The sequence below is a fragment of the Paenibacillus sp. DRB1-1 genome, from assembly GCF_052119485.1.
GTDB classification, from domain to species: Bacteria; Bacillota; Bacilli; order Paenibacillales; family Paenibacillaceae; genus Paenibacillus; species Paenibacillus polymyxa_B.
On record NZ_JBODQH010000001.1, the window covers coordinates 1,048,931 to 1,067,295 of the forward strand.

The window sequence follows — 18,365 nt, forward strand, 5'->3', positions numbered from 1 at the left end:
TTAATTGATCTTAGAATTCAACTCTATTTGAAGTTCGTGCAGATCACTTGCAGAAATCCCTAATTCGTCATAGCCATTTTGAATCGCAGCAGCATTCACAGACTGCATCTGCTTCGATTGTCCTTTTATAATAAAGGTACTTAAGTCTGCTACACTTGGATGCTGAAATATATCTTTGGTAGTTACTTTAATATCTTTCGCTCGGAGTTGCGCTGAAATTTGAATAGCTTTTATTGAATCCCCTCCCAATGCATAAAAGTCTTCGACCACGCTTACGTTCCCAATGCCCAACACCGTTTCCCATACGTGAGCCACCGTCTCTTCAGTGCTGTTTCTTGGAAGTATAGCTTGATCCTGAAAGAGCTGACTTGTATCGGGCATTGTAAGTTTCTTATGATCCACTTTGCCATTTGCGTTTAGAGGTAGCTTCTTAACTTGTACAAAAAAGGCAGGGATCATGTAGTTCGGCAGTCTTTCAGCAACCCAATGCCTGATTTTTTCGGTATTCATTTCTTGATCTGCAGCAAAATACGCACATAAGCGCTTATCCCCTTGTTTATCTGACTGCTCCATGATGAATACTTCTTTTACAGCTTGATTTTCAAGAATACACTTTTCAATTTCACCCAATTCAATTCGGAATCCCCTAATCTTTACTTGATGGTCATTACGTCCCAGAAATTCAATTTCTCCGTTTGCAAGCCGTCGCCCTAAGTCACCTGACTTATATAATCGTTTTTCGTACAGATAGAAAAATTTCTCTTGAGTTAATGGGTCATTGTTAAGATATCCTCGTGCGAGACCTTCTCCAGCAATGCACAGTTCCCCAATTGCCCCAATCGGCTGTTGATGATTTTCCCCATTAAGAACAAGCACCTCCGTATTCTTAATGGGTCGCCCGATCGGAATTGTATACATATCCTCATTGACTTCTTGAATTTCATGATACATCGCATAAACCGTACTTTCTGTCGGGCCATATACATGAATAATTTTACCTTTCCCCATTAACTGAAATGCTTTTTTTACATGTGCTACTGATGCTCGCTCGCCACCAAAAAGCACCTTTCTTACATTGGTCAAGCAATGAATTTCAAGGTCAACGAGTGTGTTAAACAGAGCAGTTGTCACAAAAAAAACGGAGACATTCTCTTTTGAAATTAACTGAGCTAACTCAGATGCATTAAGCAATGTCTCTTTGTCTACTAAAACAAGTCTTGCTCCATTCAAAAGACTCCCAAATATATCAAAAACAGAACCATCAAAAGCAAAGTTGGACAATTGAAGAATAGTGTCTTGTGGTGCAATTTGTACATAATCCGAGCCCTTCACAATTCTCATCACATTGATATTTTCAATCATGATCCCTTTAGGTATACCGGTCGAACCGGAAGTATACATCACATAAGCCAAATGGTTAGCCTCTGATACGCGTAGTGGATTACTCTTATCACGATCATTTGTTTGTTCCAGTACGTCCTCAAGAACTAAAATCTGACGTCTTGCGGAACCCTCTAGTTGTTCCATTAGCTTTGTAATTAAAGATAGATTCGATCGCGAAACCACAATGATTGATAAGTTAGCATCCTGCACAATAACCTTTAATCGCTCGATTGTATTTTCAGGATCAAGAGGTGTATAGCCCGCATTTGATTTCAAGATGCCTAGTATCCCAATGATCATCTCTGGTGAACGCTCTGTAAGTAATCCAATTAGTTGATTAGGTTGAACACCCATATCTTGTAAAACGTAGGCAAGCTTGTTGGCTTGCTTATTTAACTCTCCATAAGATATATGTGTTTCTCTACATGTAAGGGCCGTTGCAAATGGCGAAACTTCAACTTGCCTTTCAAATAAATCTGCAAGTGTTTCTTTTCCGTTACTCTCCATAATCTTTGCACTACTCAATTCAATAATTTCGGTCTCCTCTTCAGCACTCAAAATACAAATATCTTTCAAGTAAACGGAAGGCTCACTACAAATTTTCATTGCAACATTATACATATGATTTGCCATTCTTCTCACTGTATCTTCAGAATAAATATTGGAATTATAGATAAACGTTATATTTGTTTCATCACCCGGAAGCACTGTAATACTTAAGTCATAATTAGTATGTTCTATAACATCAACATCCTTGATGTTTACATTTACTTCAGCTAACATATGTTTCCATGTTGAACTTAAAGGCGTATTATCAAACACATAAATATGATTAAACAAGCTTTGTCCAATCGACTGATTTTGAATCTGTGATAGTGACAAATGCTCGTAGGGCTGGGCATTTAAATTTAAATGATGAATTTGCTGCATTAGTGAAACAAAAGTTAGGTCCCCCGCTGATTGTACACGTACAGGAACTGTATTAATAAACAATCCTATCATTTGCTCAACTGCTGATATTTCCGGGGGCCTTCCTGCTACAACAGAACCAAATACAACATCGTTACTATTATTATATTTTTGTAGCACCATCCCCCACAGACTCTGATAGACTGCGTTTAATGTGACTTGATTGTTTCGGGCCAACTCTTTTAAAAATTCGGACAGCGGATGCTCCAATTGAATAGAATGTTTACCCAAGCTATAATCTTGAATAGATTTTTTTCCATTACTATGTGTTTGACCTAGCAGGACAGAGCATTCTTCAAATCCGTTTAAATAGTCTTTCCAGTATTTAAGTGCACTTTCTTGGTCTTGTTTTTCCAACCATTCTATATACTGACTATAAGACTGCTCCATATAAGTGAATTCGCTTTGTCCTTCAACTAGAGAAGTATAGATCTCAAATAATTCGCAAAGGAGTAAATCTGAACACCATCCATCCATTAGAATATGATGAAAAGTGAGTACACAAATATATTCCCTAGGGCTTGCTTGCAGCATCGATAGCCTAATGAGCGGATCTCTCGTCAAGTTGAATCCTCGCTGACGATCCTTTTCTAAATATTTCTGAATCCACTGTTTTTCATCCAGACTTGATATATCAGCTCTGCTTTCAAAAACAAATTGAAGAGGCCTTTCCGTTAGCACTACCTGAAGTGGTTGTTTGACTTTTTCCAATAAAAAAGTTGTTCTTAATACATTGTGCCGTTGGATGAGTGTCGAAAAACTTTGCCGCATAAGTTCAACATTAAGATGACCTTCCATAGTTAGGATCAGCTGTACTACATAAGTGTTAGGCTCAGCATCTGATAGAGAATGATATAATATGCCTTCTTGCATAGGTGACAACGCATATATATCCTGAATTTGTTCTTTCGAAAACGGATTCATTCTGTTCACCCGCCTAGTCTAGTGGTTTAGATATTTAACGAATTGAGTAGCACATCATAAATCATATTTAAATCCTCTTCTTTTAAATTTTTCAATGTAAAATCACTTGGAGTACGCACCTGCTCCTTTTTGTCTATGCAATGCTGAATAATCCTGATAAGCTGCTTTTCATATCCTTCCGCCAAATGTTGGATTTCTTGTACACTAATTCGTGCACTATCATAGCCGATAGAAAGATGCAATTGATCTCCCTCGATATATCCTGTTATTTCAAGTGCATAACACAGTTCATTATTAGGACTGATATTCCCTAATCCCTCAGGTCCAAAGGAAGCTGCACTACTGTAAGGAGAGAGTTGGAAATATGGAGAATTCGAGATTTGGTCAAGTTGACCTAAATAATTAAAATTAATTTCTGGCTCAATAGAAAATATCAAAGGTGCTCTCAGACGTTCCGGGCTAAGATATTTTAGTACCTCATAGTCCAATCCTTTATTTGGAATAGTTCTAAGATTCTCTTTGGTTTTTGTAATCCACTCAGACAAATCGTCAGGATCATGCATGCATAGAAGTACGGGGCACTGAGATGTAAACCAACCGACTGTACGAGTAATATTCATATCAGGTAAAATATCAGTACGACCGTGGGATTCCATATTGATTACAATCTGCCTGATTTCAAGCCAATCATGCAAAGCCATTCCTAAAGCAGATATCAAAACGTCATTTATATCGGTGTTATACGCATGATGAGCTTGACCAAGAAGCCATTTTGTATTTTCTTTTGATAGAGCAAATTTTAAATTATGTTTGTTCCTTTGTGTTGACCTCTGTACTAGTTCTCTCTTCCACAGTATCGATTCCTGATTAACTCTTGCTTCAAAATCCAGCCAATAGGGAATTTGTTTTACTACCTCCTCACTACATGAATAATTTTCTAATGCCTCAGCCCATCTTTGAAATGAATCTGTTTTCTCCTGTAGTACAACCTGTCTCCCCTCAATAAGTTGCTCATAGGACTTTGTCAAATCTTCGATTAATATACGCAGTGAAATTCCGTCCATCACTAAATGATGTATGGACAGCAACAAATGATCTCCTACCTTGGATCTGAACAACTCTAAATGTACTAATGGACCTCTTTCTAGATTTTTACTCCCTTGAATCTCCGAGATTTGGTTGATAATAAATTGTTCTTCATCCTCAGGCGGCACGTTGAGTATATTGAAGCTGAATACTTCAGGATTCATGTCCATGTTCATCTGCTTTAGAATGCCACCCTCCATTTGGTAAGTCATTCTAAGCGCATCGTGATGCTCAACCAACGTTTTCAAAACATTGAACAAAACCTCTGGTTCATAACGTGCTGGATTATAAAACAGAACAGATTGATTCCAATGATGTTTATCAGTTAACTTTTTTAGAAAAAACCAATGCTGAATAGGGGTAAAGCGGACATTCCCCAAAACTTTACCTTGGTCACCTTTACGGAGAATCTGTTGAATGGACTGACCAAATTGTGCAATAGTAGGTTGTTTTAAAAGATGATGGCTACTGAGCTTTAGATTATGAGAGTTCAACTTTGCAGATAATTGAATGGCTTTAATTGAATCACCACCCAAATCATAAAAGTTATCATTTATGCCCACCTGGCCTACACCAAGAACCTCACTCATTAGTAAGCATAAAAGTTTCTCTAAATCAGTGCGAGGCTGCTGATGATTAAGTTGCCCCGATAAATCCCTAGTTGGACTAGGAAGAGCTTTTCGATCCACTTTTCCATTAATGGTCATAGGAAGTTCAGATAAATAAACAAAATAGGTTGGTATCATATAAATCGGCAATTCTTGCTTGATAAACTGACGCAGCTCAGTTGTGTTTATCGCATTTCGAGCTACATAATACGCGCACAACTGCAACTGATCCTGCTCGCCCTGAATAGTCTGCACCACTACTTCTGTGATTTCCTTGTGTTTAAGAAGGATGACTTCAATTTCTTCCAATTCAATTCGATGCCCACGTATTTTTACTTGCTGATCCGTTCTTCCGTGATACTCCAAATTTCCATCAGAAAGCATCCGTACTAAATCTCCGGTTCTATATATTGTTGTTTCTGGAATTGTTGGATGTTGGATGAATTTTTGTTTTGTAAGCTCTGGACGATTCAAATAGCCTCTTGCTAGCCCACACCCGCTTATGAAAAGTTCTCCAATTTCTCCACAATCAACAGGCTTCAGTTGCTCATCAAGAATATAAAAATTCGTATTCGGCAATGACAAGCCTATAGGAACCGAATTACCTTCAAAAAATGCTGAAGGAGCCACCCATAAAGAAGCGCATATGCTCGCTTCGGTGGGTCCATATGCATTCACATAAGTTGTATACGGAATCCATTGATTTACCAAATTACCGGATGATGACGATCCTGCTGTTATCATCAACCTTAAATTCGTAATACGCGAAGCCTCCAAATAAACAGCATAGCTTGGAGGCAATGTTAGTACAGTAATCATATTTTCTAAAACATAGGACTCAAAATCGAGGGTCTGATGTATTATTTCCTGAGGAATAATATATAAGGTTGCCCCATTAAAAAGTGCCATAAAAATTTCCCAAACAGAGGCATCGAAAGAAAAGCTGGCGAACTGACCAATTCGATCTTTTGAAGTAATATGGAATTTATTTGCCCAAATTGACTGTAAATTTTCAATTCCCTTATGTTCTAATAAGGTTCCTTTAGGCTGCCCTGTTGAACCTGATGTATAGATTAGATAGGCGAGATCGCTTGAGCAAATATTCCGCTCCAAATTGTTGGTCGAACAATTGGAATACAGCTGTTCAGTCACTGTTAATTTACTTAGTCCCGGATGATTAGGAGATTTTAAGTGCTGTTGTGTAAGTAGCAACTTCACATTGCTGTCACTCAGCATGAATTCAACTCTCTCCTCAGGGTACCCTGGATCAAGTGCCAAATAAGCTCCTCCAGATTTAAGGACTGCTAATACTGCAATGATCATATCGACGGATCGTTCCATCATAATTCCGACAATACAACCAGTACAAACATTGTGCTCAACCAATATTTCAGCTAATTGATTGGACTTTTCATTTAATTGTCGATAAGTTAGGTATTTTTCACAACTGACAACAGCGAGACGATCTGAATTAGCTACTACTTGCTTTTCAAATAGACTGTGGATAGTCATATTGTTTTTCCTCCCTGCCGAGGTTCCATCGTTCTATTTACTTGAGCCCAACTTCAATGGAATGCAGCATAACCTGACTGGAATTTAGTTTGAAATATTTTTTAATTTTACGGAAATTCATATCACCAATAGAACACAACCCCACCTGCTCCAGCTCAGCTACTTGGGTCAACAGTTGCACCATAATTCCACAGTCAATAGCGGCATACAAATAGCCCATTCCACCATATTTCGGCATTGTAACCTCGCTGTTATAAACCATAAATACAGAAAAAGCCGATGTGCTAAATATTTCTTGATTTTGGGCATAATGCGCTTCCTGTGTGATAACACAGGCGCTGCTTACCATTTGAAGCATATTACGTACAGGATTATAGTAATATAAACCAGCCTTCACCTTTTCTATCCGGGCATCTTTTACATAAATGAATATATCAATTGGATATAGGCCGCCATCGGTTGCATAGAAATAGCGAATCTCCCGATCGGTTATAGTCTGTTTAAAAACAGAGATTAGCTTTGAAAATGTTTTAAATGGAAGTTTACGGTTTATATCAAAATTACGAAAAGATCTACGATTTACAATTTCTTCCGGAAAAGAAACATCCTCTAAGGGAAGATCGTACTCCATAACATTCGAAAATGTGCGTTCAAGCTTTTTTTGTTTGAAGCGATTGTATCGTTCCGGATCGATGAAAGTGTCTTCGTGGTGAGGGTTGTGTACGAGATAATTATGTGGATAAAGAAGCTCTTGAGGGGATAATATAGAACTTACTAATATACGTTCATTAATTAGATGTTTAATAAAATCAACAAGAAATTCCTGATTTAAATGAGAATAATGCTCGATAAGAGATTCCAGCTTTATGCCTTTTTGCGTTATGTAGTACAATTCAGGAAATAGTTCAAGTGCTATACCAGAGAATACTGAATGCTCAATTTCAACGGCGTCCTCTGTTTTACACCAACGAACGGATGGAGACCAGAAATAATCAGCTTCATCCTGGATTAATTTAGACAATTGAACAGGGATTTGCTTATGCATCATAGTTCCTCCTCTAAATATGATCATTTAAAATATCTGACCACTGACTTAATATGCTGGTTGTTTTTTATGATTGAATATCCGTTCCATTTCACTATGCCTGCCGAAACACCAACAACGGTACAATTGGCGGGAACATTTTTTAATACTACTGCACCTGCTCCTATTTTTGAGTAATCGCCAATTTTGATAGGGCCCAACACTTTGGCCCCAGCACCTATGACAACCCAGTTTCCAATAGTAGGGTGTCTTTTCCCCACATCTTTCCCAGTGCCTCCTAAAGTAACATTCTGGTATATTGTCACATTGTTCCCTATTACAGCGGTTTCACCTATTACAACTCCAATACCATGATCTATAAAAATCCCATCCCCCATGTTCGCACCTGGATGTATATCGATTCCCGTAAAAAAACGGCCCCAATTAGATAATATTCGTGCAAACAAATACAAATGAACCTCAAAAAGTAAATGGGATAAACGATAGACTATCAAAGCATGAAAACCTGGATAACATAATACTATTTCAATCCAACTATGTGCTGCTGGATCCATTTCTCTAATAAAGCGGATATCCTTGATCACCTTGCTTAACATTTCGGATCACTCCCCTTGCAGAAAGTACCTTTCCGATGTAAATGTAAGCATCATTATAAACTGCTCATATGTTCCCTCCTTTCTAATAGAAAACATTAATAACTATACATTTTTTAAAAAACATAAAATACTAAATATTTAGTATGTTTCACAAGAAATATTCTACCTCCATATTTTCGTAAAGTAAATATGAATTTAATGTTTTCCAGGTTAAATTTATATTCGCAAACTATTATAAATTCATCAGACTTTATCAGTAAAAAACTATCCTATAATAAAGGGATTATTTGGACCGCTTATCTAACTCCGATGTTGAGGCCAACCATAGTGTCTCCAAGGCCAAAGCCGATTAATTTCGTTAGTATGGCTCTCCTTTTGATGAGGTACAGTGAGGAATGTATGTAGGGAATAAACCTTTACATCATTAGATTGTAATGATATAATCCGACTATAATCCTTTACTAAATATTTAGTATAAAACATTTAGCAATAAAGTTATGGAGGAGATGTCATCTTGAGTACGACACGTGTAATGGTTCTTGGGCTCTTGTTACAATATGGAGCAATGTCAGGATATGAAATACAGCAGAAAATGCAATCAGCACAAACGGATAAATGGGCTTATGTGCAACCAGCTTCCATATATCATGCCTTAAAAAAAATGGATTCAGAAGGAATTGTACAGTTAGAAACATTAGAACAGACAGGGAACCGGTCCAAAGCTATATATGCTATCACGAAGGCAGGAAAAAATGAGTTTAGTCGGCTTTTAATCGAATCATTTAAAGAATCTTCTGTTGTGTTTCCAACAGCACTGTACACAGCTTTAACTTTTATGGATGAGGCTGGGCTCCATGAAATTGAAGAAGCTTTAAGTTTTCAGCAGCAAGCCATCGAAAAAATCTATAAGGAAATGAAACTAGGGCAAGAACAAAAAGCTGAAATTATGGATATCCCCGTAAACGTCATGTTAATTTTCAGAAATATTTATGATCAATGCGAGCTTCAATTAAAATTTGTTAAACAAATTAAAGAGGAAATCAGAAGAAATTTATGAGGAGGATGTAATAATGAAACTGAGTAAAGGAGCACAAAATAAGCAAAAAGCTGCACTAATTGTTGTCGGATTAGCTGTATTCATTGATATGTTAATCTATGGATTAGTCGTTCCCATTTTGCCAAGATATGCAGATTCTCTGGGCGCAACTCAAACTGAAATCGGATTTTTATTCAGCAGTTATGCAATCGCATTATTTATAGCTACACCTGTTTTTGGCCTATTAACAGATCGGATTGGGAGAAAGACACCTCTATTATGGGGGTTAATTGGACTCATAGCCTCCACTTTAATGTTTGCCATAGCCCACACGTTCTGGCTGCTTGTAGTGGCACGCGCTTTTCAGGGAATTGCAGCCGCAATGACCTGGACAGCAGGACTCGCTCTCTTGGCTGATCTATACCCTTCTGAAGAACGTGGTAAAGCCATGGGCTTGGCATTATCCGGTCAAGCCGCCGGAACCCTTCTTGGACCGACAATTGGCGGTTGGTTGTATCAATGGGGAAGTTACCAGCTTCCTTTTTACTTTGCCATCTCCTTGGCCGTCATCGATGCTGTACTTCGACTAATCCTCCTGCATGATATTCCGGAAGCGAAAAATGAAAAGTATATTTCCCCTTTCTCGTTCATGAAAAATAAAGATTTGCTTTTGGTTATTGGAGTGGTGATTATCGGCGCATCCATCCCAAGCGTACTTGAGCCAACATTACCGTTACACCTACAGCACAATTTTAGCGCTAACCCAGGAATTATTGGATTATTATTTGCTATTCCCACGCTTGCTTATGGCCTGGCAACACCTTTTATAGGACAGTTTTCTAGTAAAATCGGCTATAAAAATGGAATTCTCCTCGGTCTACTTATGGTATCCATTGCACTTCCTCTGACTGTACTTCCAGCAATATTATCGCTTCAAGCTGTTATTTTAGCTGTTTTAGGAGTTAGCATGGGTATGGTCCTTGCTCCCTGCTTACCTCAACTTGCTGATATCTCTCAACGAAGTGGAATTCATTCTTATGGAATTACTTTTGCACTCTATAACACGGCATACTCAATTGGCCTAATGATCGGCCCTATTTTGAGCAGTACTCTCACGGATCTAATGAATATTAAGTTCTCTTATTTAATCATAGGCATTATTGTATTTATATACATGTTCGTACTCGCTTCAGCCTTAAAGAAAGCCAAAAATTCATCAAGCAATGTAAAGCTAAGTAAATAAGTGAACAAGAATTCATATCCCCATAAGGAATAAAACATTTTCTTGTATATTTTTCTATTTTAGAGCATTCCAATTCCTGAAAAAAAGGTATCCCTCAAGCTTATCGCTCAGGAATACCTTTTTTTGATCCATCTATGGCTTGGCAGGCTGCTCTACCTTTATTTGCGCCTCAAGCGCGAGATTCAGCTTGAGCACGTTCACACGCGGCTCACCGAACACCCCGGCGCTGCGGCCTTCTGTCTGCTCCTGCACCAGTGCTCTCAGTTGATCCTGCGGGATACCCGTCAAGCCACTAATGCGCGGAATTTGCACCCGTGCCGCCTGTGGCGAGATGTGCGGGTCCAGACCGGAGCCGGAGTTCGTAATCAGGTCCACCGGAACCTGACTGACGGGTACATCCGGGTTATGCTTCTGCCAATCCGCAATAGAGTCCTTTACTCGCTGTATCAAGGCTGGATTCGACGGCGCGTAGTTGCTTGAGCCTGAACCAGCCCCATTGTAATTAACGCTCGATACCCGACCTTGAAAAAACGCCGAATCGGCAAAGGACTGCCCAATCAGTTCGGAGCCAACCACCCGCCCCTCCGCGTCACGAAGCAGACTGCCGTTTGCTTGCTGTGGAAACAGAACCTGCGCTACTCCTGTACTGACTAGCGGATATGCCAAACCGCACAAGAGAATCATCAGCACTGAAGTTCGCAAAGCCACTCCAATAACTGCACTTCCTCGCATCTCTTGTCTCTCCGGTTGTCCTCCCGACACTGTCCCGGTCCCTGTACGTTTGTTATGACCTTGCCCGCCAAATTCGGCTTTTTCGTGCGCAGCAAATCTGCGTCCAGACATCATCCGATAAAAACCACTCATGTCGTTCACCCTTTCTGCGCTAAATCCACAAATGCACCAGCAAATCAATGGCCTTAATGCCAACAAACGGTACGACCATACCGCCCAGACCGTAAATCAGCAAATTCCGTCCCAGCAGGCGATCCGAGCTCATCGGCTTATACTTCACACCCTTCATGGCCAGCGGAATCAGAAGCGGAATAATAACCGCGTTAAAGATCAGCGCCGACAAAATAGCGGACAGCGGGGAGCCAAGCCCCATGACGTTCAAAGCGCCCATTTGTGGAATGGCCAGCATGAACATCGCCGGGATGATGGCAAAATATTTGGCAACATCGTTCGCAATGCTGAACGTTGTCAATGCTCCGCGCGTCATAAGCAGCTGCTTGCCGATCGCGACCACCTCAATAATTTTGGACGGATCGGAATCCAAGTCCACCATATTAGCCGCTTCTTTGGCCGCGACTGTACCGCTATTCATGGCAAGACCGACATCCGCTTGCGCCAGCGCAGGTGCATCATTGGTGCCGTCTCCGGTCATGGCAACCAGCTTACCCTGTTCCTGCTCACGTCGGATAACCGCGATTTTGTCCTCCGGCTTGCTCTCAGCTACAAAGTCGTCCACACCCGCTTCTCGTGCAATTGTAGCTGCTGTCAGTGGATTATCTCCGGTGCACATGATTGTACGGATACCCATTTCCCGGAGCTGATCAAACCGTTCCTTCATGCCTGGCTTCACTGTATCCTTCAGATAAATAATGCCGTATATCTGATCATCCAGCGCGACTGCCAGCGGTGTACCTCCTTCAGAGGCTACCTGATTCGCTTTTTCCTCCAGATCGGCTGGAACACTGCCGTTTTGCGATACGATCCATTGCCGAACAGAATCCACCGCGCCCTTGCGTACCTTTCGTCCATCGGCCAGATCCAGACCACTCATCCGGGTCTCCGCCTTGAATTCGATAAAAGTTCCACCTGCTGCCAAGGATGCATCCAACGTATGCTCCTGTTTGCGCATCAATTCGAGAACTGAGCGACCCTCTGGCGTCTCATCCTTCATAGAGCTAATCGCTGCCCACGTCACTAACTCTGCCTTCTCCACGCCCTCTACAGGCACGAATTCACTCGCCATTCGGTTCCCGAAGGTGATTGTACCTGTTTTATCCAGAATCATCGTGTTGATATCCCCAGAAGCTTCTACCGCCTTGCCTGACATGGCCAACACGTTAAACTGGGTGACCCGGTCCATACCGGCAATCCCGATGGCTGACAGCAGTCCTCCAATCGTGGTTGGAATCAGACAGACTAGCAACGAAATCAGCACAGGAACAGGCAAATCAATATTAAAATGACGGGCAATCGGCGCTAGCGTAACCACTACAATTAGAAAAATAATCGTTAAGCTAATCAGCAAAGTGTTCAGTGCAATCTCATTCGGCGTTTTTTGCCGCTGTGCGCCTTCCACGAGCGAAATCATTTTATCAATAAATGTCTCGCCCGGCTCTGTCGTAATCCGCACCTTAATCCGGTCACTGACCACTCGCGTCCCGCCGGTTACCGAGCAAAAGTCACCACCCGATTCCTTGATGACCGGAGCCGATTCGCCCGTAATTGCAGATTCATCCACCGAAGCCAGGCCTTCAATGACCTCACCATCGCTTGGGATCATTTCGCCCTGGGAGACAATAACCACGTCCCCCTTACGCAATTCGGTTGAGCTAACCACCTGAATGTCATTTCCGATGAGCTTGTTAGCTTGCGTATCCTGCTTGGATTTTTTTAAAGAGGCAGCTTGTGCCTTACCCCGCCCCTCCGCGAGCGCTTCGGCAAAATTAGCAAAAAGCAACGTAAACAACAGAATAACAAACACGGCCAGGTTAAAGCCCAATTCCTTGCCAGTTCCAAAATAACCGGGAAACAGTAACATTAGCAGCACGACCAATGTACCGATCTCCACGACAAACATGACAGGATTTTTCATCATAATCATCGGATTTAATTTTATAAAGCTATCCTTGATCGCATGCTTCAAGATGCTTCTGTCCAGCATGTGTTTGCGCTGTTCCTTCATGATCAAACACCCCGTTCATCCATTCTCATTTTCTTCTTCACATGGTCAAAAATTCAGCAACAGGTCCCAATACGATGACGGGTAAAAAGGTCAACGCACCAATCAGCAGCACGACCCCGATCAGAATAGCTCCAAATAACTTGTTGTCCGTGCGCAGTGTCCCCGTCGTCACCGGAGTCGGTGCTTTGGCATTCAACGAAGCCGCCACAGCCAACAATGCAATCATAGATACATATCGTCCGAAGAACATAACCATCCCCGTTGTCATATTCCAGAATACGTTGTTATCCGAAAGACCTTCAAATCCCGAACCGTTATTTGCGGCAGATGACGCATATTCATAGAGCACCTGAGTCAACCCGTGATAGCCAGGGTTAGTGACCGCATCGTATCCCCAATGACTCATAAATGCAAGTGCAGTTGGGGCGAGAATGAGAAACGGATGTACCAAAATGGCAATCGCGATCAGCTTCATTTCCTTGCCTTCAATCTTCCTTCCCATAAATTCCGGAGTTCTCCCGACCATCAGTCCGCATATAAACACACCCAGAATCGCATACATCAGCATATTCATCAGCCCGACACCCTTGCCGCCAAAAATGACGTTTAGCATCATTTCTCCCAAAGCAGCCATACCACCCAGTGGGGTTAGTGTATCATGCATATTATTGACCGAACCTGTCGTTGCCGCTGTTGTGACCGCAGTGAATAAAGCCGATTGTCCAATGCCGAAACGAACCTCTTTCCCTTCCATGCTTCCTTGAGAAGCATCCACACCCAGTGTCTGGATTAACGGATTACCTGTCTTTTCAGACACATACGTAATGGATAGAAAAATTAGAAACAATACCATCATGGAGCTAAAAATAATCCAGCCCTGTTTACGATTACGGGCAAACAATCCAAAGGTATACGGCAATGAAGCCGGCATTACCCACATTGCCAAAATTTCCAGCACGTTCGTCCAAGGACTTGGATTTTCAAAAGGATGCGCAGAGTTAGCTCCCGCATAACCGCCCCCGTTTGTCCCCAAATGCTTGATGGACTCCAGAGAAGCAATGGGTCCCATAGAAATCTGCTGCTGTGTTCCGCTCAGTGTCGTAAGATCCGCCGTAGGCTGTAGCGTCTGTGGTACCTTCAATCCAACCAGCACCAGCGTAAGCACAAAGGCCAGCGGCAGGAAAATTCTTATAATGGCTTTAATAAAATCTTGAAAGAAATTGCCCATCCCTTCACCGCGCCGCGTCAATCCCCTCATAAAAGCCGCAGCAACCGCAAAACCGGAAGCAGCCGAAGTGAACATCATCATCGTGACGAACGCCATCTGTGTCAGATACGTAAGCCCGCTTTCTCCGCTATAATGTTGGAGATTCGTATTCGTCATAAAGCTGATTACCGTATTAAAAGCTAGTGATGCTTCCATATTACTGTTTCCCGCAGGATTACCGGGAAGCATTCCCTGTATACGCAACAGCAAGTAGCTGATCGCCACAAGCACGACATTCGTTGCAATGAAACTCATAACATACGTAGTCCAACGCATGCTCTCCAGCTTCTTCAATCCTACTATCTTATAAATCAGCTTTTCTGTTCCGCCAAAAATCCGATCCGTCCGATTGGGTTCATTCGAGAATACATGATACATATAAGTGCCCACTGGCTTTACCAAGAGCAGCAATATGACGATCACAATTCCAATTTGAAGCAGCTCCATCCTTTATTCCTCCTTCAAAATGCTCCTGCGTTTGGAACAACAGACCTGCTTCCAGAGCACCAATTGTGTGCACACGTTTGCGAAAACCCGCTACCTATGATGCTTAATATTCAGATCTGTTGTTCCCGCCCGCTCTATCCCCTATAGCTGACTAGAACTTTTCAGGGTTCAGGAGTGCGTAGATTAAATACATAAACACAATAGCCGTAAGCCCAAGTATAACGATCATCCTCTTCGTCCTCCTTTAGAGGTCTGCGCATCACACCAGCGTACAAACAGCAGTATCACTCCATAACTCACAGCCATGACGAGCAACATGTATATATCCATCATGATTATACCCTCCGTATCGGTCCTCAGATCGCCATTCTTATTTGATCATAAAATCATAAAACAACTATGTTATAAGTGCTTATCCGTTCAGCAGAAAACCCACCTCTCCGTTCAATGTGTAGATCACATGATCCGCTCCCAATCCCCGATAAATTCCTTGTGGATTACAGCCGTGCGTAATAACATAGATCGATTCCGATGTTAGCGGCCGACATATTTGCAGGAAACGGCAAGTTAGATTCAAGCTGTTCTCGAACAAATACACACTACCAATTTCTTTTTTTGGAAAATTCCATTTTCCTGCTTGCATAGTATTGATGCGGACAATGTGCTCCACACCCATTTTTTTGAGCTGTCGTTCCTCCTGGGCGCTATTCGTCAGAACTGCAAACGCCAATTTTTTGAAAATAAGCAATTTCACAAAACTTCTGCCCGCTTCATTCGGTGCAGTGACAATAATTAACCGACCTTCCATCAGTAGCTCCTCTCCCGGTATAAAAAGACAACAAAAAGAAGCCGAAGGAAAAAGGCTTTCCTCCGGCTTCTTACATATCCATGATAAAATAAACCATGGCTGCACACGGCGGTTTGTTGCCTCTCCCTGTACGCTTACGAGGTTAGCTGTCGGATTCGGACGTGAGAGTCGCCCTATTTCTGGCACTTGACCGGAAAATTCACCCCATGAGACACACGGCTTCCGAAGCCGTACAGTCTCGATTGGTTCCCCCGCTTTTGCAACTGCAAAATTCAGCGCTATAGACATTTCGTTGTTGCTTCATTCAAGTTAATTTGAAATTACGTCTTGAATCATACACCCGCGCATGGAAGACTGTAAAGCTCAACTGCGGGGTTATAAATCGGCCTTTAGAGCCTAGGATATTAATAATAGCGCTTACAATACTACTATGCTTATCACAGCTCCTTCAATCTCTGTTTTTCATCCCTTTTCAAAAATGACAAGCATGTCAATATTGGCGTAGGGTAGGGCGTTTTTGGCCTTTTTTTGTAAAAAGAGAAGAAAATACGCTATATGTACCAGCTAAACACCGATTGAACCCGCTTTTATAAGAAGAAACACCTTAATTCGCTCCATTTGCGGTGCGATTTACTGTTTTGAACAAAATACGATTTTACAGCGGCTAAAGGCTTGATACAGCTTTTCAAAACTTGCAACCTCGCTTTTAATTGCTTACAATTTAATTGCTGAATATTGAATAAGGAGAGATACTATGACCGTTTATGAATATGATGCGCAAACCCTGCAAGGGAAACAAATTCCGTTATCCACATATGAAGGGAACGTTCTGCTTATCGTGAACACTGCCAGCAAATGTGGGTTAACCCCCCAATACAAAGCGCTACAAGAGCTATATGACCAGTACCATGAACAGGGGCTCGAAATTTTGGGATTCCCCAGCAACCAATTTGCCAAACAAGAGCCAGGTTCCAGCGAGGAGATTTCCGAGTTTTGCCAGATCAATTATGGTGTTACCTTTCCGATGTTCGCCAAGACAGATGTCAATGGCGATCAAGCGCACCCCTTATTTCGCTACTTGACCCAAACTGCTCCGGGGGTATTAGGGTCTAAAGCGATCAAATGGAATTTTACTAAATTCTTAATTACACGAGAAGGTAACGTATTTAAGCGCTATGCACCGCAAACCACTCCAGATAAGCTGGCGGGAGATATAGAGCAGCTTTTGCAGCAAAACTGACATCCTTCTTTATCACAGTTAATAAATGACCTATTGTCTACCGTTGCTTCTGTGGCTAAAGGATATAACGAAAAATGCTTAACAAAAAAAGCATCCCTTCACGTAAACCGTGTCAGGATGCTTTTTTAACTGAGTCTTGCATATAATGCGGTCGAGAGGACTCGAACCTCCACGGGCGTACGCCCACTACCCCCTCAAGATAGCGTGTCTGCCATTCCACCACGACCGCAAATCATAATGTAATGAGGCAACAGATTTATTATACTCTCTCATCAACTATTTGTAAACAAAAACATAATAATTATTTTATATGTTATTTTAACTAACATATATGAGCGATAAGAATATTTAATTTGACACAAAAGCTATTTAAATGTAAATATATATTACATATATTTCGAATACAGTTTGTTTCCCCAAAGTAAAGAGTTAAATAACATAACATAAGGATTCACTTCGAGGAGGCGAACCACCTTGCATAAAGGCAACCGTTTGCTGAACTATGCATTATTGTTGGACCCTTCCCTACCTGTTGGTGGCTTCACCCGTTTTAACGGACTGGAGAAACTATTCCGTAACGGACATTTGAACAGTCTACAAGACCTGGAACATTACATGCTGGATGATTTGTATCCTCAATTTACAACCGTTGACGGCATGGCTATCAAAAGTCTGTATGTCGCCATCCAGCAGAATGACAGTTGGCGGATCGCCCTCATTGATAAGATGCTGCATACCCAACGTCCCTCCTGGCAGCATGTGAAGGAGTTTCGTCTATCCGGCCAGCGTCTGCTCAAGCTCGCTAAGGCTCTTTATCCTTGGCTTGAATTTGACCAGTTGGAATCCATACTCATTCAATACAATGCGATTGGCACACTCGCTACCGTTCACACCTGGATTAACTTCCTCCTCGGAAACGATGTAGAACAGACCGTTCACGGCTATCTTAGCGCAGCGGTGTCCTCCTGTGTGGAAGATGCCTTCAAATTACTCAATCCTCCTTATGAGGAAAAGAACCCTCTTATGGAGCGTATGACAAGCGAGCTGCTCTCCGCCTGGAAGAAGCTTAACGAGCCTGAGCCAACTGCATTCCAGCGTCGCCTTCTTCACAGACATTGGTCCAGCTCCTACATCACTCTACCTCTTTATACGAGCCATAATAGCCAATCGGATGAACCTAGACTGTTTTCCTCCTCAGGTCTATTCAAACGCCTTCCTGCATCCCCCTGATGCGTCGTTTCGCCAATGTGGTCACAACACCAAAAACACTCTGTCCCTTTCCTCAGG

The 18,365-nt window shown here is 41.8% G+C and carries 13 protein-coding genes, 1 tRNA gene and 1 riboswitch; of the genes, 4 read left to right on the plus strand and 10 right to left on the minus strand.

The window, feature by feature from the left end; translation table 11 throughout:
- Genes ACQW03_RS04725 through cysE form a run of 4 tightly spaced genes read right to left on the minus strand, consistent with a single transcriptional unit; the run spans position 1 to position 8,123 of the window.
- A complete protein-coding gene (locus ACQW03_RS04725; protein WP_441948494.1) occupies positions 1-3,276 on the minus strand; it encodes a non-ribosomal peptide synthetase in 3,276 nt (1,091 codons plus the stop codon).
- Positions 3,277-3,302: 26 nt separating this feature from the next.
- A complete protein-coding gene (locus ACQW03_RS04730; RefSeq protein WP_441948496.1) occupies positions 3,303-6,482 on the minus strand; it encodes an amino acid adenylation domain-containing protein in 3,180 nt (1,059 codons plus the stop codon).
- Between the two features lie 37 nt (positions 6,483-6,519).
- Entirely contained in the window at positions 6,520-7,530 is a 1,011-nt protein-coding gene (locus ACQW03_RS04735; protein ID WP_211201801.1) for a SagB/ThcOx family dehydrogenase, read from the minus strand.
- A 20-nt stretch (positions 7,531-7,550) separates the two neighbouring features.
- Entirely contained in the window at positions 7,551-8,123 is a 573-nt protein-coding gene (cysE, locus tag ACQW03_RS04740) for a serine O-acetyltransferase (protein WP_071639949.1), read from the minus strand.
- Between the two features lie 514 nt (positions 8,124-8,637).
- Between cysE and ACQW03_RS04745 the strand changes: the two genes are divergently transcribed.
- Together ACQW03_RS04745 and ACQW03_RS04750 are read left to right on the plus strand one after the other, a co-directional pair.
- Positions 8,638-9,180 carry a PadR family transcriptional regulator gene (locus ACQW03_RS04745; protein WP_071639948.1) on the plus strand — a complete coding sequence of 181 codons (543 nt, stop codon included), beginning with the start codon at positions 8,638-8,640 and terminating at the stop codon, positions 9,178-9,180.
- A gap of 13 nt (positions 9,181-9,193) precedes the next feature.
- Entirely contained in the window at positions 9,194-10,402 is a 1,209-nt protein-coding gene (locus ACQW03_RS04750; protein WP_071639947.1) for an MFS transporter, read from the plus strand.
- Between the two features lie 132 nt (positions 10,403-10,534).
- On the opposite strand, the gene kdpC is transcribed toward ACQW03_RS04750, so the two are convergent.
- The 5 genes from kdpC to ACQW03_RS04775 form a co-directional block, all read right to left on the minus strand.
- Positions 10,535-11,266: a potassium-transporting ATPase subunit KdpC gene (gene kdpC / locus ACQW03_RS04755; protein ID WP_441948499.1), complete on the minus strand. Its 732-nt coding sequence runs from the start codon at positions 11,264-11,266 to the stop codon at positions 10,535-10,537.
- 19 nt (positions 11,267-11,285) lie between these two features.
- Entirely contained in the window at positions 11,286-13,316 is a 2,031-nt protein-coding gene (gene kdpB / locus ACQW03_RS04760) for a potassium-transporting ATPase subunit KdpB (RefSeq protein WP_076292448.1), read from the minus strand.
- A 37-nt stretch (positions 13,317-13,353) separates the two neighbouring features.
- Positions 13,354-15,030: a potassium-transporting ATPase subunit KdpA gene (gene kdpA / locus ACQW03_RS04765; protein ID WP_076292447.1), complete on the minus strand. Its 1,677-nt coding sequence runs from the start codon at positions 15,028-15,030 to the stop codon at positions 13,354-13,356.
- 151 nt (positions 15,031-15,181) lie between these two features.
- On the minus strand, positions 15,182-15,259 hold the full coding sequence (locus ACQW03_RS04770) for a potassium-transporting ATPase subunit F (RefSeq protein WP_071559652.1): 78 nt from the start codon (positions 15,257-15,259) through the stop codon (positions 15,182-15,184).
- Positions 15,260-15,442: 183 nt separating this feature from the next.
- Entirely contained in the window at positions 15,443-15,838 is a 396-nt protein-coding gene (locus tag ACQW03_RS04775) for a hypothetical protein (protein ID WP_023987603.1), read from the minus strand.
- A 115-nt stretch (positions 15,839-15,953) separates the two neighbouring features.
- Positions 15,954-16,126: riboswitch (cyclic di-AMP (ydaO/yuaA leader) on the minus strand.
- 466 nt (positions 16,127-16,592) lie between these two features.
- Here ACQW03_RS04775 and ACQW03_RS04780 point away from each other — a divergent pair.
- Positions 16,593-17,078, plus strand: a complete 486-nt coding sequence (locus ACQW03_RS04780) for a glutathione peroxidase (RefSeq protein WP_071639943.1) — start codon at positions 16,593-16,595, stop codon at positions 17,076-17,078.
- A 146-nt stretch (positions 17,079-17,224) separates the two neighbouring features.
- On the opposite strand, the gene ACQW03_RS04785 is transcribed toward ACQW03_RS04780, so the two are convergent.
- A tRNA-Leu gene (locus tag ACQW03_RS04785) sits at positions 17,225-17,307 on the minus strand.
- 263 nt (positions 17,308-17,570) lie between these two features.
- On the opposite strand from ACQW03_RS04785, the gene ACQW03_RS04790 reads away from it, so the two are divergent.
- On the plus strand, positions 17,571-18,308 hold the full coding sequence (locus tag ACQW03_RS04790) for an urease accessory protein UreF (RefSeq protein ID WP_104496718.1): 738 nt from the start codon (positions 17,571-17,573) through the stop codon (positions 18,306-18,308).
- Positions 18,309-18,365 lie beyond the last annotated feature (57 nt).